At 71.2% G+C, this 24,965-nt stretch carries 21 protein-coding genes; 16 read left to right on the top strand and 5 right to left on the bottom strand.

Annotated features, from left to right (window positions below):
* Positions 1-96 precede the first annotated feature (96 nt).
* The gene (locus tag ACQ0O7_RS28175; protein WP_430786056.1) at positions 97-1,911 is read right to left on the bottom strand and encodes a sulfatase-like hydrolase/transferase; all 1,815 of its coding nucleotides are present in this window, start codon (positions 1,909-1,911) and stop codon (positions 97-99) included.
* 127 nt (positions 1,912-2,038) lie between these two features.
* Between ACQ0O7_RS28175 and ACQ0O7_RS28170 the strand changes: the two genes are divergently transcribed.
* From ACQ0O7_RS28170 to ACQ0O7_RS28125, 10 genes are read left to right on the top strand one after another with little or no spacing between them, the layout of a single operon-like run.
* On the top strand, positions 2,039-3,679 hold the full coding sequence (locus ACQ0O7_RS28170) for an ABC transporter substrate-binding protein (protein WP_430786054.1): 1,641 nt from the start codon (positions 2,039-2,041) through the stop codon (positions 3,677-3,679).
* Complete coding sequence (locus tag ACQ0O7_RS28165; RefSeq protein WP_430786052.1) at positions 3,676-4,590, top strand: ABC transporter permease; 915 nt, start codon at positions 3,676-3,678, stop codon at positions 4,588-4,590. The genes ACQ0O7_RS28170 and ACQ0O7_RS28165 overlap by 4 nt, the downstream gene beginning before the upstream one ends.
* A 6-nt stretch (positions 4,591-4,596) precedes the next feature.
* On the top strand, positions 4,597-5,445 hold the full coding sequence (locus tag ACQ0O7_RS28160) for an ABC transporter permease (RefSeq protein ID WP_430786050.1): 849 nt from the start codon (positions 4,597-4,599) through the stop codon (positions 5,443-5,445).
* The gene (gene nikE, locus ACQ0O7_RS28155; protein WP_430786048.1) at positions 5,442-6,980 is read left to right on the top strand and encodes a nickel ABC transporter ATP-binding protein NikE; all 1,539 of its coding nucleotides are present in this window, start codon (positions 5,442-5,444) and stop codon (positions 6,978-6,980) included. The genes ACQ0O7_RS28160 and nikE overlap by 4 nt, the downstream gene beginning before the upstream one ends.
* A complete protein-coding gene (locus ACQ0O7_RS28150; RefSeq protein WP_430786046.1) occupies positions 6,977-7,858 on the top strand; it encodes an LLM class flavin-dependent oxidoreductase in 882 nt (293 codons plus the stop codon). Before nikE ends, ACQ0O7_RS28150 begins: the two co-directional genes overlap by 4 nt.
* Positions 7,851-9,119: an LLM class flavin-dependent oxidoreductase gene (locus tag ACQ0O7_RS28145; RefSeq protein WP_430786044.1), complete on the top strand. Its 1,269-nt coding sequence runs from the start codon at positions 7,851-7,853 to the stop codon at positions 9,117-9,119. Before ACQ0O7_RS28150 ends, ACQ0O7_RS28145 begins: the two co-directional genes overlap by 8 nt.
* Positions 9,116-10,129, top strand: a complete 1,014-nt coding sequence (locus ACQ0O7_RS28140; protein WP_430786042.1) for an LLM class flavin-dependent oxidoreductase — start codon at positions 9,116-9,118, stop codon at positions 10,127-10,129. Before ACQ0O7_RS28145 ends, ACQ0O7_RS28140 begins: the two co-directional genes overlap by 4 nt.
* 2 nt (positions 10,130-10,131) lie before the next feature.
* Positions 10,132-11,244 carry an LLM class flavin-dependent oxidoreductase gene (locus tag ACQ0O7_RS28135; protein ID WP_430786040.1) on the top strand — a complete coding sequence of 371 codons (1,113 nt, stop codon included), beginning with the start codon at positions 10,132-10,134 and terminating at the stop codon, positions 11,242-11,244.
* A gap of 37 nt (positions 11,245-11,281) precedes the next feature.
* Positions 11,282-12,301 carry an L-histidine N(alpha)-methyltransferase gene (locus ACQ0O7_RS28130; RefSeq protein WP_430786038.1) on the top strand — a complete coding sequence of 340 codons (1,020 nt, stop codon included), beginning with the start codon at positions 11,282-11,284 and terminating at the stop codon, positions 12,299-12,301.
* Between the two features lie 23 nt (positions 12,302-12,324).
* Positions 12,325-13,542: an MFS transporter gene (locus ACQ0O7_RS28125; protein WP_430786036.1), complete on the top strand. Its 1,218-nt coding sequence runs from the start codon at positions 12,325-12,327 to the stop codon at positions 13,540-13,542.
* A gap of 770 nt (positions 13,543-14,312) precedes the next feature.
* Here the strand turns inward: ACQ0O7_RS28125 and ACQ0O7_RS28120 are convergent.
* A complete protein-coding gene (locus tag ACQ0O7_RS28120) occupies positions 14,313-16,331 on the bottom strand; it encodes a prolyl oligopeptidase family serine peptidase (RefSeq protein WP_430786034.1) in 2,019 nt (672 codons plus the stop codon).
* 116 nt (positions 16,332-16,447) lie between these two features.
* Between ACQ0O7_RS28120 and ACQ0O7_RS28115 the strand changes: the two genes are divergently transcribed.
* On the top strand, positions 16,448-17,404 hold the full coding sequence (locus ACQ0O7_RS28115) for a LysR family transcriptional regulator (RefSeq protein ID WP_430786032.1): 957 nt from the start codon (positions 16,448-16,450) through the stop codon (positions 17,402-17,404).
* Between the two features lie 76 nt (positions 17,405-17,480).
* The gene (locus ACQ0O7_RS28110) at positions 17,481-18,341 is read left to right on the top strand and encodes a phosphatase PAP2 family protein (protein WP_430786030.1); all 861 of its coding nucleotides are present in this window, start codon (positions 17,481-17,483) and stop codon (positions 18,339-18,341) included.
* A gap of 359 nt (positions 18,342-18,700) precedes the next feature.
* Here the strand turns inward: ACQ0O7_RS28110 and ACQ0O7_RS28105 are convergent, their stop codons facing one another.
* The 3 genes from ACQ0O7_RS28105 to ACQ0O7_RS28095 are packed head-to-tail and all read right to left on the bottom strand — an operon-like array spanning position 18,701 to position 21,312.
* A complete protein-coding gene (locus tag ACQ0O7_RS28105) occupies positions 18,701-19,459 on the bottom strand; it encodes an ABC transporter ATP-binding protein (RefSeq protein ID WP_430786028.1) in 759 nt (252 codons plus the stop codon).
* Positions 19,446-20,468 carry a glycine betaine ABC transporter substrate-binding protein gene (locus ACQ0O7_RS28100; RefSeq protein ID WP_430786026.1) on the bottom strand — a complete coding sequence of 341 codons (1,023 nt, stop codon included), beginning with the start codon at positions 20,466-20,468 and terminating at the stop codon, positions 19,446-19,448. Before ACQ0O7_RS28100 ends, ACQ0O7_RS28105 begins: the two co-directional genes overlap by 14 nt.
* A gap of 10 nt (positions 20,469-20,478) precedes the next feature.
* Positions 20,479-21,312 (bottom strand): ABC transporter permease, encoded by an 834-nt coding sequence (locus tag ACQ0O7_RS28095; protein ID WP_430786024.1) that lies wholly within the window; start codon positions 21,310-21,312, stop codon positions 20,479-20,481.
* A gap of 144 nt (positions 21,313-21,456) precedes the next feature.
* On the opposite strand from ACQ0O7_RS28095, the gene ACQ0O7_RS28090 reads away from it, so the two are divergent.
* The 4 genes from ACQ0O7_RS28090 to ACQ0O7_RS28075 all read left to right on the top strand — a co-directional run bounded on the left by ACQ0O7_RS28090 (position 21,457) and on the right by ACQ0O7_RS28075 (position 24,939).
* Entirely contained in the window at positions 21,457-22,368 is a 912-nt protein-coding gene (locus ACQ0O7_RS28090) for an amino acid ABC transporter permease (protein ID WP_430786022.1), read from the top strand.
* Positions 22,365-23,120: an amino acid ABC transporter ATP-binding protein gene (locus tag ACQ0O7_RS28085; protein WP_430786020.1), complete on the top strand. Its 756-nt coding sequence runs from the start codon at positions 22,365-22,367 to the stop codon at positions 23,118-23,120. The genes ACQ0O7_RS28090 and ACQ0O7_RS28085 overlap by 4 nt, the downstream gene beginning before the upstream one ends.
* Before the next feature lie 119 nt (positions 23,121-23,239).
* A complete protein-coding gene (locus ACQ0O7_RS28080) occupies positions 23,240-24,217 on the top strand; it encodes an ABC transporter substrate-binding protein (protein WP_430786018.1) in 978 nt (325 codons plus the stop codon).
* Positions 24,214-24,939, top strand: a complete 726-nt coding sequence (locus tag ACQ0O7_RS28075) for a GNAT family N-acetyltransferase (protein WP_430786016.1) — start codon at positions 24,214-24,216, stop codon at positions 24,937-24,939. Before ACQ0O7_RS28080 ends, ACQ0O7_RS28075 begins: the two co-directional genes overlap by 4 nt.
* The last annotated feature ends 26 nt before the right edge of the window (positions 24,940-24,965 follow it).

The raw sequence follows: 24,965 nt of genomic DNA, 5'->3' as shown, positions 1-24,965 counted from the left end.
GGCCGGTGCTGCGCACCCCACGCGGAGAGGTGGGGCGGTGTGCGGCGCCTGGAGTGACCGGGACCGGCGCCGCACACCGCGTATCGAGGGGTGGGGTCAGTGCTGGCCGGGGCCGTACGCGGTGAGGAACCGGTCGCGGAACTGGTTCATCGGCCAGACCGGGGTGGTCGGCTGGGGCTTCAGGCCCTCGGCCCAGCCCCACGAGTCGATCCGGTCGAGGACGGCGGGGTCCTTGGCGACCACGGTGATCGGGACGTCGTGGCTGGCGTTGTCGCCGGAGACGACGCTGGACGGCTGGTGGTCGCCGAGGTAGACGACGACCAGGTCGTCGTCGCCGTACTTCTGCACCCAGTCGATCAGGGTGGTCAGCGTGTACTGGATGGACCGGCCGTACTCGGTGCGGACCTTCTTGGAGTCGGTCCAGATGTCGGCCTTCTGCTCGCCTTCGGCGGCGACGTCGTGGTAGATCGAGCCGTCGCCGACCTGGTTCCAGTCCGGGAAGAACGACGGGATCGGCGCCCACGGGGTGTGGCTGGAGATCAGCGGAATCTCGACGAAGAGCTTGTCGCGGTTCGGCTTGGCGTACTCCAGCTCGGTGAACTTCTTCAGCGTGTACTGGTCGGGCATCTGCGCCCAGCTGAACTTGGGGCCCTGGTATTCGAGGTTGCGCGAGTCCCAGACCCGGTTGTAGCCGTAGAACTTGCCCTCCGGCCAGGCGCGGGTGGCGCCGGGCATCACGCTGACGGTGTCCCAGCTGGACTTCTGGAAGGCGCTGGTGACGGTCAGCCGGTCGCTGGCGGTCAGGTTGCGGTACCGGGACTGGTTGTTGATCCACAGCCCGGAGAGCAGGGTGGAGTGGGCGAGCCAGCTGTTGCCGCCGAAGGTGGGTGAGGTGAGCCAGCCGCTGCGGGCGGCGAATCCGGCCTGGTCGAGTTTGGCCTGGCCCTCGGTGAGGACGGCGGCGGTGCCTTCGGCGAACTCGGGGGATTCGACGGCGTTGCGGCCGTAGCTCTCCACGAAGGCGAAGATGACGTCCTTGCCCTTGAGGCCGCTGAGCATCTGGTCGGGCGGGGTGTCGCGGAAGGCGTCGACCTTCACCTCCTCGGCGAAGGCGGCCTCGTTGGCCAGTCCGGCGCGGGCCTGGCCGACCCGGTCCCAGGCGTAGGTGGCGGTGGTGCGGGCGGCGACCGGGATGCCGGGGACGAGCTGGACGCCGAGGGCGAGGGTCAGCATCCAGGCGGAGGCGATGCCGGTGGCGGCCAGGGCCGAGCGGCGGCGGTTGCGGTGCAGCAGGTCGGCGACGCGCAGGACGGCCCAGATCATCAGGGCGATGGCGGCGATGCCGCCGAGGACGGTTCCGGCGGCCGCGGCGTAGGCGCCGATCTGGCCGTACGAGTCACGGATGAAGCTGTACGTGTCGTCGAACAGCTCCCAGTCGAGGACCACGTCGAACGGGCGGGCCAGGGTCTTGAACCAGCCCATGTCGAGGCTCTTCTGGATGAGCAGCCAGCCGAGGACGGCGCCGGTGATCGAGCCGGCGACGAGGCGGGGGCGGCGGGGGAGCACGACCAGCAGCAGGATGAGGACGGCGGCTTCGATCGGGATGCGGGCGAAGCTGCCGAGGGTGAGCCGGCGCAGGACGTTCGGGTAGAGCAGGGCGGCAAGCACCATCCCGCATGCCAGGACGGTGAGTCCGTGGGAGAGCCACGGGGAGCGCAGGAACCGCCGTACCCAGCCGGGGCTCTTGACGTCGTCGCCGGGCTTGGCCGGACTGTCCGAATCGTCCGAGGGGGGAGTCTCCGACGCGTCCGACGGGGTGTCCGGCGCGGGGGAGGGCGCGGGAGACGGCACGTCGGGGGTTTTGTCGGAATCCGGGTTCGGCGGCGGGTCGGCGAGGTCTGTCGGCTGCACGCCATGGGACACGCAGGGCGTGCCGGGATGGTTCAGATCCTGATCGAGAACTTGGCGTGTCCACGGTCATAGCCCCTTGCCAATCTCCTATCGGAACTATAGGAATGGTGGAGAGGAGGAACCGCCCATGCGCCGTATCCGGCCAGCCGCCGCACTCGTCACCCTCACCCTCGCCCTCACCGCCGCGTGCTCACCCGGCTCGTCCGGGGCGGCCGGCCCCGCCGACGCCGGCCGTCCGGTCAGTGGCGGCTCGCTGACCTGGGCGATCGAGACCGAGCCGATCACCTTCAACCCGCACCAGTACGCCCAGGCCAAGGCCCGCCTGCTGGTCTGGAACACCTTCGAGGCGCTGCTCACCCACGACGGGCAGGGTGGTTATGTGCCCTGGCTGGCCACCGGCTACGACGTCTCAGCAGATGGGAAGACCTACACCTTCACCCTGCGCACCGACGTCACCTTCAGTGACGGCACGAAGTTCGACGCGGCGGCGGTGAAAGCCAACATCGACCAGTTCCGGGTCGAGGGCTACAACCCGGCGGTGCTCGCCGTGCAGCTGCGCAACCTGGACCGGGTCGAGGTGCTCGACGACGCGACGGTCGCCTTCCACCTGAAGCGGCCGGACGTGCTCCTGCTGGACTTCCTGACCACCCCGCAGGGCGCCCAGGTCTCGCCGAAATCGCTGAAGGAGGCGAAGAACCTCAAGGCCGGCGGCCCCGGCCTGGCCGGCACCGGCCCGTTCCGGCTGGACCGCTACACCGCCGGGCAGGAGGTGCACTTCGTCAAGAACCCGAACTACGACTGGGCGCCGTCGACCGCCGCGCACACCGGACCGGCCTATCTGGACGAGATCACCTACCGGTTCCTGAAGGAGTCGTCGGTGCGGGTCGGCGCGCTCACCTCCGGCCAGGTGCAGGTCATCGAGGGCGTCCCGGCCACCGACGAGGCCCTGATCACCGCGAACAGCCGGCTGTCGCTGTCGCGGGGGCTGAACTCCGGGTCGGCGTACTCCTACTACCTCAACACCGCCAACGCGCCGTTCGACGACATCCGGGTGCGGCGGGCGTTCCGCGAGGCGGTCGACGTGGACGCGGTCCTGACCGGCGTCTACCGGGGCAGCGCCACCCGGGCGTGGAGCGTGATCGGCCCGACCAGCCCGTTCTACGACAAGACCCTGGAGAAGACGTACGGCGGGGACCCGGCGGAGGCGAACCGGCTGCTGGACGAGGCCGGCTGGACGGCCCGGGATGCCGAGGGCTTCCGGATCAAGGACGGGAGACGATTGACGGTACGCCTGGTGCAGAGCGCCCCGTTCGTCCGCGACCGGCGTGACGTCCTCGCCCAGGCGGTGCAGGCGGCGGTCAAGCAGAGCGCCGGCATCGATCTGGACGTCGAACTGGTCGACCAGGGCACCCACACGCAGACCCTGGCCGACGGCGCCTACGAGGTGTTCGACAACTCCCGCGCCGACACCGACGCCGGGGCCGCCCTCAACCTGCTGCTGCACTCCGGCGGCGCGATCAACCGGACCGGCCTGTCGGATCCGGCCCTGGACCGGCTGCTGGAGGAGGGGGAGTCGAGCAGTGATCCGGCGAAGCGGACCGAGGCGTACCGGCAGGTGCAGAAACTCACCATCACCGATCAGGCGCTGATCCTGCCGCTGTACGCCCCGGCCGATCAGGTCGCCGCCAGCACCCGGGTGGGTGGTCTCGGGTTCGAGCCGGCCGCGGGCGTGCCGGGTAGCGCGTACGACATCTGGATCAGCGAGTGATCAAGGCGGTGCTGCGGCGGGTCGCCAGTGCGGTGGTGGTGCTCTGGGCGGCGGCGACCGCGGCGTACCTGGCGTTGCTGGCCGCCCCCGGTGACATCGTCGACGCGATCGTCGGCGACGGTGCCGACACCCCGCAGATCCGGGCCCAGATCATCGCCGAGTGGCACCTGGACCGGCCGGCGATCGTGCAGTACCTGGACTACCTGCTGCGCGCCGCCCGCGGCGACCTGGGCCGCTCCTACCTGCTGCAGCGCCCGGTGGACGAGGTGATCGGCGAGCAGATCCCGTCGACCGTCCAGCTGGCCCTGGCCGCCGCGGTGTTCGGGGTGCTGCTGGCGCTGGTGCTGGCGGTCACCACCCGGCACCGGGTGGCCCGCCGGATCAGTTCGACGGCCGAGCTGATCCTGGTGTCCACCCCGCCGTTCCTGATCGGGATCGTGCTGCTCAGCGTCTTCTCGTTCCGGCTCGGCCTGTTCCCGGTCTCCGGCGATCAGGGCTGGGCGGCGCTGGTGCTGCCCGCGGTCACCCTCGGCCTGCCGATCGCCGGAGTCCTCGCCCAGGTGCTGCGCGACGGCATCGACCGGGCCCTGGACGAGCCGTTCGCGGTCACCGCCCGGTCCCGGGGGCTGACGGAACGGGCGGTCCTGATCCGGCACGCGCTGCGGCACGCCCTGATCCCGGCGGTCACCCTGCTCGGCTGGCTGACCGGGGTGCTGATCGGCGGCGCGGTGATCATCGAGCAGGTGTTCGGCCGGCCCGGCCTGGGCCAGGTCACCCTGCAGGCGGTCGGCAACGGCGACATGCCGGTGGTGCTCGCCGTGGTGGTGCTCGCCGCCGCCGCGTTCGTCGTCATCAACACCCTGGCCGACCTGGCCTATCTGCTCATCGACCCGCGCCTGCGAAGGAGCTGAGCACCGATGACCATCGCCCTGCCCCGGCCGGAGACCCGCCGGCTCACCCTGCGACAGCCACGACCGGGGATCGCCGCGGCGGCCGTGGTGCTCGCCCTGGTCGCGACCGCGGTGGCCGGGCCGGCCCTGTTCGCCGGCGACCCCCTGGCCGCCGATCCGATGCACGTGCTGGAGGCGCCGTCGGCGGCCCACTGGTTCGGCACCGACCAGCTCGGACGAGACGTCTTCGACCGGGTGGTGCACGGCGCCCGGCACTCGCTGAGCATCGGCGTCGCGGCCACCGTCATCGCGGTCGGCGCCGGGATCCTGCTGGGCCTGCTGGCCGGGCTCACCCACCGGTACGCCGACGAGGCCCTCAGCCGCGGCTTCGACGCCCTGTCGGCGTTCCCGCTGGTGCTGCTGGCGCTGCTGTTCATCGCGATCGCCGGCACCGGGACGGCCAGCCTGATCGTGGCGATCGGCATCGCCACCCTGCCGCACTACGCCCGGGTGGTGCGGGCGCAGACCCTGGTGGTGCGACGGGCGCCGTACGTCACCCACGCCGTCGCGTTCGGAACGTCGCGCACCCGCCTGGTGCTGCGGCACGTGCTGCCGAACGTGCTCGGCCCGATCCCGGTGCTGGCGATGATCGGCCTCGGTGAGGCGGTCCTGATCGCGGCCGGGCTGAGCTTCCTCGGTCTCGGCCCGCAGCCGCCGTCGCCGGAGTGGGGCGCGATGTTGTCCGAGGGCCGCGGCTACCTGCACATCGCCTGGTGGGCGTCGATCCTGCCGGGTGCGGCGGTGACCGCCACCGTCATCTCTCTCACCGTGATCGGCCGCCATCTGCAGGGCCGGTTCGAAGGGCGCCGACAGTGATCCACGTCGAGGACCTGCGGGTCACCTTCCGCCTGGGCGGCAAGCGGGTGGAGGCCGTCCGCGGGGTCGGTTTCGACATCGAGGAGGGCGAGTGTGTGGCCCTCGTCGGGGAGAGCGGCTCCGGCAAGAGTGTGACCGCCCGCAGCCTGGTCGGACTGGCCGGTCCGCAAGCCCTGGTGGAGGCCGGCGCGTTCACCGTCGGCGGCCGGGACGTGCGCCGGTTCGCGGCCCGGGACTGGCGGCGGCTGCGCGGCCGGCACACCGGGCTGATCCTGCAGGACGCGCTGGTATCGCTGGATCCGATGCGCACCGTCGGCGCCGAGATCACCGAGGTGCTGCGCACCCACGGCATCGGCGACCGGCGGGACCGGCCGGGGCGGGTCCGGGATCTGCTCGAGGCGGTGCACGTGCCGGAGCCGGAGCGGCGGGCGAAGCAGTATCCGCACCAGCTGTCCGGTGGGCTGCGGCAGCGGGCCCTGATCGCCTCGGCGATCGCCGGCGGGCCGCGGCTGCTGATCGCTGACGAACCCACCACCGCCCTGGACGCCACCGTCCAGGCGCAGATCCTCACTCTGCTCGCCGAACGCCGGGCGGCCGGCGAGACGCTGCTGCTGATCAGCCACGATCTCGCGGTGGTGTCGCGGCTGGCCGATCGGGTGCTGGTGATGAAGGACGGGCGGATCGTCGAGTCGGGGGCCACCCGGGCGGTGCTGTCGGGCGCTTCCCACCCGTACACCCGGCAATTGATCGCGGCGGCGACCGGCCGCCGCCGGGAGCGGACCGCCGAGCCCGGGGAGGCCGAAGTGGTGGCCGAGGCCACCGCACTGCGCAAGGTGTACGGGGACCGCACCGTCGTCCGGGACGTCGCGCTGACCATCCGGCGCGGGGAGATCGTCGGCCTGGTCGGCGAGTCGGGATCCGGCAAGACCACCGTGGCGCAGCTGCTGTTCGGGCTGACCGAGCCGACCTCCGGGCATGTCCGGTTCGAGGGCCGCGACTTCGCCGGGGTGCCGGAGCGGGCCCGCCGGCCGATCCGCCGCCGTCTGCAACTGATCGCCCAGGATCCGCTGTCGGCGTTCGACCCGCGCTGGACCGTACGCCGGATCGTCGGGGAGGCCCTGCCCCGCGGCGAGAACCCGGAGCCGGTCCTGGCACGCGTCGGGCTCGGGCCGGAGGTGCTGGACCGCTATCCCCGGCAGCTGTCCGGCGGTCAGCGGCAGCGGGTCGCCGTCGCCCGAGCCGTCGCGCCCCGTCCGAGTCTGATCATCTGCGACGAGCCGGTCTCGGCCCTCGACGTGTCGGTGCAGGCCCAGGTCCTGGATCTGCTCGCCCGGATCCGCGACGAGGACGGGACGGCGCTGCTGTTCATCTCGCACGATCTCGGCGTGATCCGGGACATCGCCGACCGGGTCCTGGTCATGCACGACGGGCGGGTGGTCGAGCAGGGGCCGGTCCGTGCCGTCTTCGAACACGCCGGCCACGAGTACACCAGGGCGCTGCTGCGTGCCGTGCCCACATTGGAGGTCACCACATGACGTTGCATCTGGCCGTCGCCCTCACCGGCGACTCGTTCGACGCCGGCCACTGGACCGATCAGGTCCGGCTGGCCGATCAGCTGGGCCTGGACCTGGTCACGTTCGACGACACGTTCGGGCGGCACGGGCCGGACGCGGTGCTGGTGGCCGCCCGGGTCGCCCCGCTCACCCGGCACGTCGGGCTGGTCCCGGTCGCCACCACCACGCACACCGAGCCGTTCCACCTGTCCACCGCCCTGGCCACCCTGGACCACATCAGCCGGGGGCGGGCCGGCTGGCAGGTGCGGGTCTCCGCCGACCCGGCCTCGTTCTCGCTGCTGGGCCGGCGTGAGGTGCTGGAACCCACGGCGCTGATCGCCGAGGCCGGCGAGGTGATCGAGGTGGTGCGGCGGCTCTGGGACAGCTGGGAGGACGACGCGATCATCAAGGACGTCGCCACCGGGCGGTTCATCGACCGGGACAAACTGCATTACATCGCGTACGCGGGTGAGCACTTCGCGGTCAAGGGGCCGTCGATCGTGCCCCGCCCGCCGCAGGGTCAGCCGGTGGTGGCGGCCCTGGCGCACGGCCCGCGGGTGTGGGAGAACCTGGACGCCGATCTGTTCTTCGTTCCCCTGGAGGATGCTCGGGCCATCCCGTCGAAGAAGGTGTTCGCGGACGTCCCGGTTGCCGACGCCGATCTCGTTCAGGAGTGGTGGGCGAGTTCGGGTGTCGACGGCTTCCGCTTCCCGCTGGACGACATCTCCGAAATATCGGATCTGGTGGATGAGCTGCGGCGGCGTGGGCTCTTCCAGCCGTCGACGAAGCCCACCCTCCGTGACCGGCTCGGCCTGCCGGCCGCCGTCAACCGCTACGCCCGGGAGGCCTCCGTTGCCTAAGCAGATCATCCTCGCCGCACACTTCCCCGGCGTGAACAACACCACCGTGTGGAGCGACCCGCGGGCCGGCAGCCAGATCGACTTCGACTCCTTCGAATACCTCGCCCGGACCGCCGAACGCGGCCTGTTCGACTTCTTCTTCCTCGCCGAGGGCCTGCGCCTGCGCGAACAGCGTGGGCTCATCCACGACCTGGACGTGGTCGGCCGCCCGGACACCCTGACCGTGCTGTCCGCGCTGGCCGCCGTCACCACCCATCTGGGCCTGGCCGGAACCCTGAACGCGACCTGGCACGAGCCGTACGAGCTGGCCCGCCAACTGGCCACCCTGGACCATCTGTCGAACGGCCGGGCCGCCTGGAACGTGGTCACCTCACCCGGCGCGTTCTTCGGTGAGAACTTCCGGCGCGGCGGATTCCTGGACCACGCCGACCGGTACGTGCGGGCCGCCGAATTCATCCAGACCGTCCGCGCCCTGTGGGACACCGACGGCGGCGACTTCGCGATCAGGAACAGCCAGTTCGACATCAAGGGCCGGTTCGGGGTGCCGCGCAGCCCGCAGGGCCATCCGTTCGTACTGCAGGCCGGCGACTCCGAGGGCGGCCGGGAGCTGGCCGCCCAGCACGCCGACGCGATCTTCTCCCGGCACCATCAGCTCGACGACGCCCGGGTGTTCTACCGCGACGTCAAGGACCGGCTGGCGAGGTACGGCCGCACCGAGGACAGTCTGAAGATCATTCCGGGGGTGTCGTACGTGCTCGGCGACAGCGACGCCGACGCCCAGGAGAAGGCCCACCACATCCGCCGCCAGCAGGTCAGCCCGCAGACCGCGATCCTGCTGCTGGAACAGCTGTGGAACACCGACCTGTCCGGCTACGACGCCGACGGCCCGCTGCCGGCCATCGATCCGGTGCTGGACGAGGACGACACCATCATCAAGGGCCGGGCCGGCATGTACCCGGACCGGATCGCCACCGCGAGGGAGTGGCGGGCCCGCGCCGAGGCCAAGAACCTGTCGATCCGCGACCTGATCATCGAGGTGACCGGCCGGCAGAACTTCATCGGCACCGCCGAACGGGTCGCCGAGCAGCTCAACGAATACGTGCAGACCGGCGCGTGCGACGGTTTCATCCTGGTCTCCCACCTGACCCCGGCCGGGCTCGACGACTTCGTGGACCGGGTGGTCCCGCTGCTGCAGGAGCGCGGTGTGTTCCGGACCGGATATTCCGCCACCACGCTGCGCGGCAACCTGGGGCTGGCATGAGGTTCCTGCTGCTCAGCCTGATCACCTGGATCGACCGGTCGAAGACCGCCGAACAGCGGCTGCGGGAGGTGGTCGACGCCGCCGTCCTCGCCGAGGAGCTGGGCTTCGACGGGTTCGCGGTGGGGGAGCGGCACGAACGGCCGTTCCTGTCCTCGTCCCCGCCGGTGGTGCTCAGCCACATCGCCGCGAAGACGTCCCGGATCCGGCTGTTCACCGGGGTCACCACGCTCAGCCTGCTCGACCCGGTCCGGGCGTTCGAGGACTACGCGACCCTCGACAACCTGTCCGGTGGCCGCCTCGAACTGATGATCGGCAAGGGCAACGGCGCCGCCCAGGCCCAGCTGTTCCATGTCACCGTCGGCGACCAGTGGGACCGGCTGCGGGAGAGCTACGACCTGTTCCGCCGGCTGTGGCGGGAGGAGAAGGTCACCTGGCAGGGGCGGTTCCGGCCGTCGCTGACCGACGCCGAGACCTGGCCCCGGCCGTTGCAGAACCCGATCACCGTGTGGCACGGCAGCGCGACCAGCCGGGCCAGCGTCGACCTCGCCGCCCGCTACGGCGACCCGCTCTTCTCCGCCAACGTCACCAACCCGATCGAGCCGTACGCCGAACTGATCGACTACTACCGGGAGCGCTGGGCCGTGCACGGCCACGACCCGGCGGCGATCCGGATCGGGGCCGGCAGTGCCGGGTTCTACGCCGCGCGTACCTCGCAAGAGGCTCTTGACGTTTACCGCCCCGTCTACCAGGCGCGGCTCGAAGCGTTCCGCAAGGTCGGGGTGGAGCCGGTGTTCCCGACCCTGGAGGACGCCGTGGAGCGCAGCTCGATCCTGGTCGGCAGCCCGCAGCAGATCATCGACAAGGTGCACCGCTACCACCAGCGGTTCGGTCACGAGATCACCCACCTGAGCGCGGACACCGAAGGGCTCACCGAGACACAGAACCGGGCCAGCCTCGAACTGTTCGCCGCCGACATCGCCCCCGCACTCGGCCACCTGAAAGGGCGGTAGCCATGCCCGTACCCCTGTCGATCCTCGATCTGGCCCCGCTCGTCTCCGGCGGTGACGTGCCGGACGCCCTGCGCCGCACCCTCGACCTGGCCCGGCGGGCCGAACAGTTCGGCTACCACCGGTACTGGGTGGCCGAACACCACTTCACGCCAGGGGTGGCCAGCTCCCAGCCGGCGCTGCTGCTCGGCCAGATCGCCGCGGTCACCGAGCACATCCGGCTCGGGTCCGGCGCGGTGCAGACCGGCTTCCTCACCGCGCTGTCCATCGTGGAGCAGTTCGGGCTGCTCGACGCCCTGTATCCGGGCCGGTTCGACCTGGGCCTGGGCCGGTCCGGGCAGGCCCGCACCGAGAAGGCCGCCGGTGGACCGCCGTCCGGCGACGCGGCCCGGGTCGTCGACGGACTGCTCATTCCGAAACACTTCGACTGGGCGCCGATCTTCGCCTCCAAACGCTCCGCGCTGGCCGGTGGCCTGCTCACCCAGCCGGGCGCGCAGCCGCTGGGGCTGACCGAGGTGCTGGACCAGATCGACGCGCTGCTGGCCGGGCCGGTCACCGACGGTGAGGGCAGCGAGGTGACCGCCACGCCGGGCGCCGGCGCCGACCTTCAGGTGTGGCTGCTCGGCAGCTCCGGTGGCGAGAGCGCCCGCACCGCCGGCGCGCGGGGGCTGCCGTTCGCCGCCAACTACCACGTCGCCCCGGCCAAGGTCCTGGAGGCCGTCCAGGCGTACCGGGAATCGTTCGTGCCGTCCGCCACCCTGGCGAAACCGCATGTGATGGTCTCCGCCGACGTGCTGGTCGCCGAGGACGACGCCACCGCCCGGCACCTGGCCACACCGTTCGCGGTCTGGGTCCGCAGCATCCGCACCGGGCTCGGCGCCGTGCCCTACCCGAGCATCGCCGAGGCCGAGGCGTTCGTGTGGACCGACCAGGACCGGGCGATCGTCGCCGACCGGGTCGACACCCAGTTCACCGGATCGCCACAGACGGTGACCGAGAAGCTCGACACCCTGCAACGGGTCACCGGCGCCGACGAGCTGCTGATCACCACGATCGCGCACGACCACACCGACCGGGTCCGATCGTACGAGCTGCTCGCGAAGGAATGGTCGGCCTGATCTTCGGCATCGATGACGGTCACCTATCATTCCGCAGGTGACCGGCATCGATGGACGAGTCGTCGCGCCCGGCCGGCGCTTCTCGCAGACCTACACGCGGGCGCAGGCGGACACCGTGGCCGACTCCCTGATCCGGCGCCGGGAGTTCCCCCAGGAGCTGACCTTCTTCGGGGACGGCGCCGAGTTGTGGCGTGCCGTCACCGAGGATCCCGGCACCGCCCGGTTCACCCGGCCCCGAGCCAGCGACCTGCTGCTCGCCGAGCACGTGACCGCACTGCTCGGCCTGCTGCCGCCCGGCCCGGTCGAGGTGCTCGACCTCGGGCCCGGCACCGGCCGGCCCGCCGAAGGGCTGCTCGCCGGGCTGCTGGCGGCCGGCCGGTTCGGCGGCTACCGGGCGATCGAGCTCAGCCCGGACCTGCTCACCATGACCAGCACCCGGCTGTGCGCGGCGTTCCCGGCCGAGACCGGCCGGATGGAGTTCGTCCAAGGCGACTTCAACGACCCCACGCTGCTCGCCGCACGTTCCGGTGATCCCCGGTTGCTGCTGCTCACCGGGGGTACGCCGTTCAACCTCGCCGATCCCGGCCCGCTGCTGTCGCACCTCGCCGCCCAGCTGGGCCCGGACGACCTGCTGGTGCTGACCGCCCGCTTCGACACCGCCGGCCGGGTGCCGTTCGGGCCGGTCGAGGCGGCCCCGCCGCTGCCGCCCAGCCACCGCCTCGGTCTCGACCTTCTCGACATCGACCCGGCCTGGTACGAGCCGGAACGCGGTTTCACCCCGGACCGTCACGAGGTGTGGAGCGGCGCCCGGCTGAACCGCCCGGTCACCCTGCACATCGACGGCGCGGCCGCCCGGCGTGTCGTCGAGTTGCACACCGGTGACCTGCTGCTGCTCTACCGCCAGCTGTTTCTCGGCCGGCCGGCGCTGACCGGCCTGCTCCAGCGGTCCGGTTTGCGGACTAGTCTGTTCCAAATAGGACGAGTCTCTGATGTCGCCATGATCGTTACCACGAGTGGTATGACGCGGACACAAGGGACTAATATGACTAAGCGGTAGTTATCTATGGCAGACTCGCTGTCATGGGGAGCCCGCCGCCGATCAGCCGTCCGATGCGCAACCTGCTGGCCGGCTTCTACACCTCCCTGCTCGGCACCCAGATGACCACCGTCGCGCTGGCGTTCGCCGTCCTCGCCAGCGGCCACGGCGCCGCCGGCCTCGGCCTCGTGCTCGCCGCCGGCCGGCTGCCCACCATCGCGTTCGTGCTGGTCGCCGGCGTCCTCGCGGACCGGCTCCCGCGCCGCACCGTCATGCTCATCACCGACGCGGTGCGCGGCGGCAGCCAGGCCGTCCTCGCCGTCTGGCTGTTCACCGGCGACGTGCCACTGATCGTGCTGATGTTCTTCGCCGCCGTCGACGGCCTCGGCAACGCCTTCTTCCGGCCCGCCCTCACCGGCCTCATCCCCACCCTGGCCGACAAGACCGGCCTGCAACGGGCCAACGCGCTCATCGGATTCGGCCGCTCCTTCGGCAGCCTCGCCGGCCCCGCCGTCGGCGGCCTGCTCGTCGCCCTCACCGGCCCGGCCACCGTGCTCGCCATCGACGCCGGCACCTACCTGATCAGCGCCCTGTTCCTGGTCGCCGTGCCCCGCGACACCGCCGCACCCCGGCCCCGCCGCACCAGCATGCTCACCGACCTGCGCGAAGGCTGGACCGAGTTCATCTCCCGGCGCTGGGTGTGGACCATCGTCGCCCAGTTCAGCCTGGTGCACCTGACCACCGTCCCGGCGTACATGGTGCTCGGCCCGCAGATCGCCGCCGACAGCCTCGGCGGCCCCCAGTCCTGGGGCTTCATCCTGGCCGGATTCGGGGCCGGCTCGGTCGTCGGCGGCCTGCTGATGGTCCGGTTCACCCCCCACCGCCCGATGCTCGTCGCCACCCTCGGCATGCTCTGGTTCGTGCCCGCCTGCCTGGCCCTCGCCCTGCACGCGCCACTCGCGGTGATCATCGGGACCGGGTTCCTGGCCGGCATCGGCATCGGGGTGTTCAGTGCCCTGTGGGCGACCGTGCTGCAGGCCAACGTGCCGACCCCGGTGCTGTCCCGGGTCAGCGCCTACGACTGGTTCGGCTCCCTGGTCACCCTGCCGATCGGGTACACCCTGGTCGGATTGCTGGCCGGCCCGTTCGGCACGGCCTTCCCGCTGATCCTCGGCGCGGTCACGATGGCGGTGACGTGCGCCGCGGTCCTGACAGTCGCCGAGGTCCGCCACTTAACGGTCGAACCCACCCGAACCCCATAACCACCCCCGTCCCACACCCGAACCATCCACACGCCGCAGCAGCCCGATCCGTGTGGTGACGTGTGGTGCGCTGCGCCCCGCAACTATCCACGCGGTGTGGTTTGCCGGTTCGTGTGGTGACGTGTGGTGTGGTGCGTGCCGCAACTGTCCACGCGGTGTGGTTTGCAAGCTTGTGTGGTGATGTGTGGTGTGGTGCGTGCCGGAAGTGTCCACGCGGTGTGGTTTGCAAGCTTGTGTGGTGATGTGTGGTGTGGTGCGTGCCGGAAGTGTCCACGCGGTGGGGCTTGTTGGTTTCTGCCCGGCCGGTTGGCTCGTTGGCTGAGCATGTTTGTGGTTTTTGGGTGGGCGTCTGGCGTTCTGGGCCGACGGCATCGCACGCACGCCTGGCCGGGAGACTGTGCCTGAACTCGTCACCCCGGCCTGTTTTAGGCCACCACACTCGGTGCCGTGTTCGGGTCGGTGAGGGGTTCGGGATGCTGGGTGCCGCATTCGCCCGGCGGTCGCCGGGCGGTGCGGTGGGGTGCGGACGTCGCGGGGACCGGACAGGGCGATTCGATTTTGGGTGGGGCCGATTGGCGTACCGGAACGGGGTTGAGAACGACCGGCGGCCCGGCGGCCGGCCGCGGAGAGGGGGAGCCGCGGACCGGGGCCGTCGCAGGGAACAAGGGGGAGCAAGGGAACAAGAGGTAGCAAGGGTGCAAGAGGTAGTAAGGGTGTAAGAGGTAGTAAGGGGACAAGAGGGAACAAGGGGACAAGAGGGAGCAAGGGGGTCAGGGGGTCAGTTCGCGCCACAGGAACTCGAAGGTCAGCGCCCACAACAGGGCCGCCTGCTCGTTGTCGGCGGCGCCGCCGTGACCGCCCTCGACGTTCTCGTAGTAGCCGGCCCGATGGCCCAGGTCGTCGAGCAGCGCCTTCATCTTGCGGGCGTGCGCCGGATGCACCCGGTCGTCGCGGGTCGACGTCAGCAGCAGCAGCGGCGGGTACGACCGATCGGGGAGCACGTTCTGCAGCGGTGAGAACTCCCGCAGGTAGGCCCAGTCCTCGGCGACGTCCGGATCCCCGTACTCGGCGATCCACGATTTTCCGGCCAGCAACTTCGTATACCTTCGCATGTCCAGCAGCGGCACCCGGGCCACCACCGCCCCGAACAGCTCCGGATAGCGGGTCAGCATCACCCCCATCAGCAGCCCGCCGTTGCTGCCGCCGAGGATGCCCAGCTGCCGCGGGGTGGTGATGCCCCGGGCGACCAGGTCGGCGGCGACGGCGGCGAAGTCCTCGAAGGCGCGCGGCCGGTTCTCCCGCAGTGCCGCCTGATGCCAGGCCGGGCCGTACTCGCCACCGCCACGGATGCCGGCCAGCACATAGGTGCCGCCGTGGGCGAGCCATCCCCGGCCCATCAACCCGCTGTACGACGGGCTCATGGTGACTTCGAAGCCGCCGTACCCGTACAGGATCGTGGGTCCGGGGCCGTCTCCGCCGGCCACGAAGTAGGGGATCCGGGTGCCGTCGGCGGAGGTGGCGAAGAACTGCCGGACCGTCATCCCGTCGGTGCCGAAGAACGCCGGCCCGCGCTTGAGGACGGTGCTGTCCCCGCCCACCTCGCCGAGGCTGAGCGTGACCGGGTCGAGGAACCCCTCCGACGACAGCAGGTACGCGTCGTCAGTGCCCGGCTCGGTGTCCAGCACCGCGACCTGATCGAGCTCGCCGGCGCCGGCGACCGGTTCCCGCCCCCACGCCCCGGGCGCCGGGGTGCGGATCTCGAGCCGGGTCCGCACGTCGCTCATCGTGGCCAGCAGCAGATGGTTGCGGGTCCACGACCAGCCGCGCAGCGAGGTCCTCTCGTCCGGTTCGAACAGCAGGGCCGGCTCGCCGCCGCCGGCCAGGAAGGCCTCCAGGTCAACGGCGACGAGCGACCCCGCCGGGTACGTCACCCCACCGGCCGTCCACGCGGACCGTGGGGAGACCAGCAGCCACTCCCGGTGCATGTCGATGACCGCGTCCTCGGGAACGTCGATGTCGGCGAGCCGGCCGTCCGGGCGGTACAGCCGGTACTCGTTGCGGTAGAACGACACCATCCGGGTCACCAGGCCGCGCTCGTACCCGGGAGTCGGATCGTAGGTCGCCGACGACAGCACATCGTCGGCCCCACCCTCGAACACCGTCTCCGCCGCGGAGAGGGGGGTGCCGCGCCGCCAGCGTTTGACGATGCGGGGGTACCCCGAGGAGGTCAGCGAACCGGGGCCGAAATCGGTCGCCACCAGCAGATGGTCGGCGTCGATCCAGCACACGTCACTCTTCGCCTCGGGCAGGGTGAACCCGCCGTCGGCCGGGTCGACGAACGACCGGGTGCCCAGATCGAACTCGCGCACCACCGCCGCGTCCGCCCCACCCCGGGACAGGCTGATCAGACCCCGGTGGTAGCCGGGACGCAGCACGTCGACCCGCTTCCACGTCCAGTTCCCGCCCTCGGCCCGGTTCAGCGCGCCGACGTCGAACAGCACCTCCCACTCCGGCTCGTCGCGGCGCAACCGCTCCAGAGTGGTCCGCCGCCACAGCCCGCGCGGATGATCGGCATCGGTCCAGAAGTCGTAGTAGAAGCCGTCACCTCGACGCCTCGGGTACGGGATCCGGTCCTTGCTGTCCAGCACCTCGCGGATCGCGTCCCGGGTGCGGGCGAACCGTTCACCGGCCAGCCCGGCGGTGGTCTCCGCGTTGCGGGCCGTCACCCACTCCAGGACGTCCGGGGTGTCCAGGTCCTCCAGCCAGAGGTATTTTTCAGCATCGATCACGGGCTCGACGATTCCATCCCCGCCGGGTGTTGCCAAGGTGTCCGGTGCGGCCACAAACAGGTGACTGGGCCGCCGAAACCGGGGTCGCGCGGCGGTCCGGCGTACACCATCTCCGGGTGGAGTTACGGCAGCTCAGCTATGTGGAGGCGGTGGCCCGGTACGGTGGGTTCACCCGTGCGGCCGAACGTCTGCACATCGCCCAGTCCGCGGTGTCGGCCCAGATCCGGGCCCTGGAGATCGAGCTGGGTGTCACCCTGTTCGCCCGGACCACCCGCAAGGTCGCCCTGACCCCGGCCGGTGAACTGTTCGTCGCCCGGGCCCGCCGGGTGCTCGCCGAACTCGACGGCGCCCGCACCGAGATGGCCGAGATCACCGCCGTGGTCAGCGGCCGGGTCACCGTCGGCGCCACCGCCAACCTGGGCGTCTACGACCTGCCGCGGGCGCTGGCCCGGTTCCGGGAAGGCCACCCCGGCATCGCCCTGCGCCAGCGCTCCGGCCTGATCACCGGCCTGCTCGGCGCCCTCGACCAGGGCGAACTGGACCTGGTGATCGGCCCGCTGCACGCCGACGTGCCGCCCCGCTTCGACGCCCTGCCACTTGTCGACGAATACCTGGTGCTGGCGCTGCCGGTCGGTCACGGCCTGACCCGTTCCGGGCGGCTGACCCTGGCCGAGGCCCGCGACGAACCGTTCGTGAGCATGCCGCACGGCAGCGGGCTGCGCTGGATCCTCGACGACGCGGGCCGCTCGGCCGGATTCACCCCGCGGGTGCAGTACGAGACCGACGGCCCGGCCGGCATCCGCGAGATGGTGTCCGCCGGGCTCGGGGTGGGGCTGCTGTCCCGGGCGGTGGCCGAGGGCCCGTGCGGATCCCCGGTGGAGGTCCGCCGGCTGCACCCGGCACCGGTCCACCCGCCGATCGGGGTGCTGCACCACCGGGACCGGCCGCTGTCCGCCGCCGCCCAGTCCCTGCGGCACCACCTGGCCGAGATCGCCGGACCCCGCCCGGACCCGGTGCACCGCGTCACCCCGGAGGCCGACGCGGAGGAGGACATGACGGAAGTCCCGGACTAAGTTGACCGGGGCGCTTACGCTCAGTCGCCCGGAAGGTGGGAGACGACCGCGAATGACCATGACCGACACTGTTGAAGTGCGAGAACCCGTGACCCGACGGCCCGGTGCCGGATACCTGGCCGCGCCGTTGATCGTCGGGGTGCTCGCCGTCGTGGCGGCCGTCACCACCTATCAGGTCTTCGTGCGCACCATCTCCGGGCAGTGGCTGGACACCGCCGCCATGTTCGGCACCGACGTCCAGCACCCGCGGATCGAGGAGATCCTCGCCCGGATCATGGACGCCACCACGCTGACCAGCCTGGTGCTGGTCTGCGTGTTCGGCGCGGTGATCGGGGTGCTGCGCAAACGCGCCGATCTGGCGGTCGCCGCGGCCGTCCTGGTGCTCGGCGCCAACGGCACCACCCAGATCCTGAAAGGCATGCTGCCGCGCCCGCCGTTCGACGGGCTGACCTACGCCAACTCGCTGCCCAGCGGCCACGTCACGGCCGCCGCCTCGGTGGCGTTCACCCTGGTCCTGGTCCTGCCGGCGGCCCTGCACGGGACGGCCGCCCTGGCCGGCGCCGGCTACACGGTGGCGGTGTCGATCGCCACCGTGTGGGCGCAGTGGCACCGGCCCAGCGACGTCATCGCCGCGGTGGCGGTGGTGCTCGCCTGGGGCGCGCTGGTGATCCTGGCGGTCCGGCTGGCCCGCTGGCGGACCGCGGCGCGACCGGAACGGCCCAGCTGGTTCGCCACCCTGCCCCTGCTGGCGGCGGCCGCGGTGACCGCCCCGATCACCGTGCTCGGCCTGCTGCTGGGCAAGACCTCCGAATCGATGACCACCCTGCCGGAACCCAGCCGCCTCACCTTCCTGACCGGCGCGGCAGGCGTCGCCGCGGTCGTCGCGATCGGCTTCCTGACCTGGCTCTGGCTGACCGCCGACGACGAACCGGCGTAGGCGTTCCACACATTCCGGTCCGGTTCCGCGTCACCACGGGCAGGCGTCCGTCTCCCGGCCGACGGTCATTCGCAACCCCGTGGAGTACGCCAGACGGGCCCACGCCGATCGGGTCGCCGGCACAGGTCCCCGCGAGGCAGGCGACACACCGGACCGTCCAGCGGCCGCCGGGCGAATGCGATGGTCCCGGTAACCCCCGAAGCGGACCAGCCGGAACGCCAGGACCGTTCAGTCACACCCCTCGATATGCTGAATTATCGGGACAAAAGGTTCGGAGCGGCGTGGCGCTCCGAACCTTTTGTGCGGCTCCGCAGCCCGGTGTCAGCAGTCGTCCGGTCGAGGCGGGCACCCGTACCGGATCACACCGTGACCCGGTCGCGGATCGCGTGGCTCACCTGGGCGCGCAGCGCGGCGAACTCGGGCCGGCCCCGCAGCTCGCCGGCGGCCACCCCGGTGCGCGGCAGGTCGATCCGCAGGTCCAGGGCGATCCGGCCGGGCCGGGGCGTGAGCACCACGACCCGGCTACCCAGGAACACCGCCTCGTCCACACTGTGCGTGACGAACACGCTGGTCCGGCCGGTCTCGGCGCTGACCTGCCGCAGATCGTCCTGCAGCTTCTCCCGGGTGAGCGCGTCCAGGGCGGCGAACGGCTCGTCCAGCAGCAGCAGGGGATTGTCGACGGCCAGGGCGCGGGCGATCGCCACCCGCTGCTGCTGTCCGCCGGAGATCTGCCAGGTGCGGCGATGGGCCACGTCGTGCAGGCCGACCCGGGCCAGCAGCTCGTCGACCCGATCCTTGGTGACCGCCTGCCCGGCGTAGCGCAGCGCCAGGGCCACATTGCCGCCGACGGTCTTCCAGGGGAACAGCCGCGGCTGCTGGAAGACCAGCCCGGCCCCCTTGCCGGGGACGGGCGCGGCACCGGCGGTCCGCACGGTTCCGGTGGTGGGCTGCTCGAACCCGGCGATCAGCCGGAGCAGGGTGCTCTTGCCGCAGCCGGAGGCGCCGACCAGGACCAGGAACTCGCCCGCCGGTACGGTGAGGTCGATCGGCCCGACCGCGACGGTGTCGCCGTAGGCGTGGGTCAGCCCGTCGATGGTGATCGCGTCAGCCGAGGACACCGGGCAGTCCCTTGACGTAGACGGCCTTCTGCACGTCGGCCAGCGACGGCACCGCGTCGATCTTGTCCTGTGACTTGAGGAATTCGGCGGCGCTGACCAGGTTGTCGGCCAGTTTGCCGACGCTGCCCTCGGTGCCCAGCCACTCCGGCGACGACAGATCGGCCGGCTTGAGGAAGACACCCTGCTTCACCTGCGCGAGTGCCTCCTCGGGCGTCAGGTTCAGCTCGGCGCCGATGGCCTTGCCGGTCGTCGCCGGGTCGGTGGCGATGATGTCCAGGGCCTGGGCCTCGGCCTTGCGCCACGCGTCGACCGCCTCCGGGTGGGCCTCGGCGAACGCGGTGGACACCACCCCCAGGTCCAGGGTGGGTTTGCCGCCGGCGGCCAGTTCCCGGCTGGTGACCAGGACTTTCCCGGTCTTCTTCAGCTCGTCCAGCGACGGCAGCCAGCTGTACGCGGCGTCGATGTCACCCCGCGTCCAGGCGGCCAGGATGTCCTGCGGTTCCAGGTCCACGATGGTCAGGTCGGACTCCTTCAGCCCGGCCTTGTCCAGGGCGGCGAGCAGGCTGTAGTGGGCGGTGGAGGCGAACGGGGTGGCCACCTTCTTCCCGCGCAGCCCGGCCACGTCGGCGATCCCGGACTCGTTGCGGGCCACCAGGGCCTCGTTGTCACCGGCCACGTCGAGGACGAAGGCGACCTGGTACGGGATGTTCAGCGGTGCGGACAGCCCGCGCGCCACCGGGCTGGAGCCGATCGCGGCGATGTCCAGGCTCTTGGCCACGAACGCGGTGTTGATGCTGGCGCCGGAGTCGAACTTGGTCCAGGTGATCTTGTAGTCGGGCAGTGCCTTCTCCAGCAGCCCCTGCTTCTTGACGATCAGGTCACCGCTGGGGAACGCCTGGTAGGCGATCCGGATCGACTTCTCCTCGGGGTCGGCGCCACCGCTGGCGGCGCCGTCCCCGCAACCGGCCAGCAGCAGGACGGCCGTGGTGAGGGCGAGAAACTTCTTCAACGTGGATTCCTTAGATTCGGCCGCGCCACGGGATCAACCGGTCCTCGGTGATCCGCAGCAGGGCGTCGATGAGCAGGCCGGAGAGTCCGATGGCGAAGAGGCCGAGCACGACCACGTCGGTCTGGGAGTAGCGCTGGGCGTCGCGGATCATGCCGCCGATGCCGGGCACGCCGTTGATGGTCTCGGCGGCGACCACCGAGGAGTACGCCACGCCGACCGCCAGCCGGACGCCGGTGAAGATCTCCGGCAGGGCGTGCGGCAGCACCACGTCCCGGGTCGACTGCCAGCGGCTCGCGCCCAGTGCCCGGGCCGCCTCGACCAGGCCGGTCGGGGCGCCGTGCACGGCGGCGGCGGTGGCGACCGCGACCGGCGGCAGGGCGGCGATCGACAGCAGCCACAGCTTCGGGGTCTCGTCGATGCCGAACCAGATGATGAACAGGCTGAAGTACGCCAGCGGCGGCAGCGCCCGGACGAAGGTGATCACCGGCTCGGCCACCACCCGCAGCCAGCCGACGGTGCCCAGCAGCACGCCGATCAGCAGGCCGCCGGCCACGCCGACGGCTGAGCCGATCACGATCCGGCGCAGGCTGACGCCCAGGTGCTCGATCAGCAGATGACCGCTGTATCCGCTGGTCGACGTCTTGACGAGTTGATCCCAGACCGCGCCGGGCGGCGGGATGAAGGTCGGGTTGCGCATCACCCGGGCCGTCACCTCCCACAGCACGTAGAGCACGACCAGGGCGAGCAGGCGCAACGCGAGGCGGCGGCGCAGTCCGCCGGCCGGCGCCAGGGCCGCCGTCTCCGCCGGCGGGGCGGGTGGCGCGGGGGCGAGCGTCGTGGTCACGGGATCTCCAGGGAGGGGTACGCGTCAATGCCCCATATTCCTATCGTGCCGATGGGCTTACTGGCAATACCGCAACGATGTCGTTAAACATATATTCTCGGTAGGACTTGTGGGTGATGCGGGGCGCTGCCTAGCGTCATCGGCATGACCGTCCTGACCCCGCCACGCCGGGAGGAGAGCGTCGGCGACCAGCTCACCGTGGTCCCCGCACGCCACCCCTGGCGCTGGGCCGGCACCGCGCTGGTGCTGGTGCTGCTCGCCCAGTTCGTCCACGGGCTGGCCACCAACCCCGGCTGGGACTGGCCCACCTTCTTCGGCTACTTCCTGGAGAAGTCGGTCGTCGAGGCGCTCGGAGTCACCCTCCTGCTCACCGTCGCCGGGGCGGTGCTCGGCTTCCTCGGCGGCATCCCGCTGGCCGCCATGCGGCTGTCACCCAACCCGGTGCTGTCCGTGGTCAGCTGGGCCTACATCTGGGTGTTCCGGTCGGTGCCGCTGCTGGTCCAGCTGCTGTTCTGGGCCAACCTCGGCTACCTCTACGACAGCCTGCAGGTCGGCGTCCCGTTCGGCCCCGGCTGGTCGTTCCCGACGGTGAACCTGATCAGCTCGCTCGGCGCCGCCATTCTCGGCCTGGCCCTGCACGAGGCCGCGTACGCCGGCGAGATCATCCGGGCCGGGCTGCTCTCCGTCGACCACGGCCAGCACGAGGCCGCCGCCGCCCTCGGCATCCCGAAGTGGCGCCAGTTCCACCGGATCGTGCTGCCGCAGGCGATGCGGGCGATCCTGCCGAACGCGGCCAACCTGCTCGTCAACCTGCTGAAGAGCACGTCCATCGTGTACGTCCTGGCCATCGGCGAGCTGTTCTACCAGGTCCAGGTGATCTACGGGCGCAGCGGCCGGGTCGTACCCCTGCTGATGGTCGCGACGGTCTGGTACGTGATCCTCACCGCCGCCCTGTCGATCCTGCAGTACTACACCGAACGGCACTTCGCCCGCGGCGCGGTCCGCACCCTGCCACCCACCCCGCTCCAGAAGCTCCTCGGGAGGGCGTCGCGATGATCGAGATCTCCGGTGTGCACAAGTCCTTCGGCCCCACCGAGGTGCTGCGCGGCATCGACCTCACCGCGGCGGCCGGCACCGTCACCGTCATCCTCGGCCCGTCCGGCTCGGGCAAATCGACACTGCTCCGGTGCGTCAACCATCTGGAGAAGGTGGACCGGGGGCTCGTACGCGTCGACGGCCAGCTCATCGGCTACCGGCAGAACGGCGCCCGGCTGCACGAACTCAGCGAACGGCAGATCCTGCGGCAGCGCGCCGGAATCGGCTTCGTCTTCCAGGGCTTCAACCTGTTCCCGCACCTGACCGCCCTGCAGAACATCGCCGAGGCGCCCGTCTCGGCACAGGGCAGACCCAGGCGGCAGGTGTACGACCGGGCCCGCGAGCTGCTCACCCGGGTCGGGCTGGGGGACCGTGCGGACGCGTACCCCCGGCAACTGTCCGGCGGCCAACAGCAACGTGTCGCCATCGCGCGGGCCCTGGCCCTCGACCCGAAGTTGATCCTCTTCGACGAGCCGACGTCGGCGCTCGACCCGGAGCTGGTCGGCGAGGTCCTCGACGTGCTCCGCGACCTGGCCGCCACCGGAACCACGATGATCGTGGTGACGCACGAGATCGGCTTCGCCCGGGAGGCCGCCGACACGGTCGTCTTCATGGACGCCGGCCGCATCGTCGAACAGGGCCCACCCGCCGCCGTCCTGGACAGCCCCCGCCACGACCGCACCCGGGCCTTCCTGTCCAAGGTCCTCGCCTAAACCCCCTGTGGTGGGGGGGGGGGGGGGGGGGGGNCACGTCCAACCCCGCCAGATCGCGTGGTGATCTGCGGCGCGCAGCGCACCGCAGATCACCACGCGATACATCTCAGGAGAACTCCATGCGCAGAAGACTCGCCCTCACCACCTTCGCCGTCGTGGCCCTCGGGCTCGGTGCGTGCGCCGCGCCGGAGGAGAAGCCCGCCGAAGCCGCGGCCGGTCCCGGCGCATCGGCCGGCCCGGCGCTCAACACCGGCCCCGACCAGAACCGGATCGTCCCGGCCCGGAACGACGCGGCCGCCGCACTGCTCCCACCGGACGTGGCCGCCTCCGGCAAGCTGGTCATCGGGGTCGGCGCGGCCGGCTCCGGATTCCCGCCGCTCGCCTTCGCCGCCACCGACAACAAGACGCTGATCGGCAACGAGCCGGACATCGCGGTCGCCATCGCCGGCACCCTCGGCCTGGAACCGGTCCTGGAGAACACCTCCTGGGAGAACCTGTTCATCGGCCTGGACAGCGGCAAGTTCCAGCTCGGCGCCTCCAACATCACGGTCACCGAGGAACGCAAACTCAAGTACGACTTCGTCACCTACCGCCTGGACAACCTGGCCTGGCTGGCGAAGAAGGGCTCCGGGCTGACCGTCACCAAACCCGCGGACATCGCCGGCAAGAAGGTCGCCGTCGGCTCCGGGACCAATCAGGAGAAGATCCTCGTCGAGTGGGCTGAGGAGGTCGAGAAGCAGGGCCTGCCCGAGGTCGAGATCAAGTACTACCAGACCAACCAGGCCACCTTCCTGGCCCTCGGCTCCGGCCAGATCGACCTCTACCTCGGCCCGTCCCCGGCCGCCGCCTACCAGGTGTCCACCACCGGGCAGTCCGAGATCGTCGGCACCTACTCGGGCGCCGGCAAGGACCTGCAAGGGCTGATCGCGCTGACCACCAAGAAGGACAACGGGCTCGTCAAGGCGTACGCCGCCGCCCTCGACACGTTGATCGCCTCCGGTGACTACGCGAAGATCCTCGACCGCTGGAACCTCGCCAACGAGGCCGTCACCAAGGCCGAGATCAACCCGCCCGGCCTGCCGATCGAGGGCAGATGACCAGCTCGCTCGCCACCGCGGTGCTGGACAACCCGGCGTGGAGTTCGCTGACCGGCGCGCACACCAGGTTCGCGCAGGTCAACGGGCGGGCGGCGCGGTACGACGACGACGTGGCCCCGTTCCACGCCGTCGAGGACCCGGCCGACCCGCGCGCGTGGGCCGACCTGTCCGCCCTGGTGCCGGCCGGGGCCACGGTGGCCATCGTCGGCGCCGGGCGGACGGTGCACCCGGGATGGGAGATCGGCGGCAGCGTCGCCGGCGTGCAGCTGGTCTCCACCGGCCCGCCCGGTGCCGGAGTGTTCGCCGCCGACTTCGCGACGGTGTTCGAGACGGTGCGGCTGGGGCCGGCCGACGTGCCGGAGATCCTCGACCTGATCGACCGTACCCAACCGGGCCCGTTCCGGCGGCGAACCGTCGAGCTCGGCGTCTACCTGGGATTACGCACACCCGGCGGGCGGCTGATCGCGATGGCGGGGGAGCGCCTGCACCCGGCCGGCTGGACCGAGATCAGCGCGGTCTGCACCGACCCGGCGTACCGCAAGAGGGGTTTGGCGACCCGCCTGGTGCACACCATCGCCGCGGGGATCCGGGACCGCGGCGACACCCCGTTCCTGCACACCTCGGCCGGCAACGTCAACGCCATCCGCCTGTACGAGTCGATCGGCTTCGCCCTGCGCCGCCGCACCGACTTCACCCAGTACCGGCGGGTCGGCCCGGCCTGATCGGTGGGCCTGCCCGGCGCCGGACG

This window comes from Actinoplanes sp. G11-F43 (genome assembly GCF_050589265.1).
GTDB lineage: Bacteria > Actinomycetota > Actinomycetes > Mycobacteriales > Micromonosporaceae > Actinoplanes.
The sequence above is the reverse complement of the archived record's forward strand: the minus strand, read 5'-3'. Positions and strand labels throughout refer to the sequence as shown.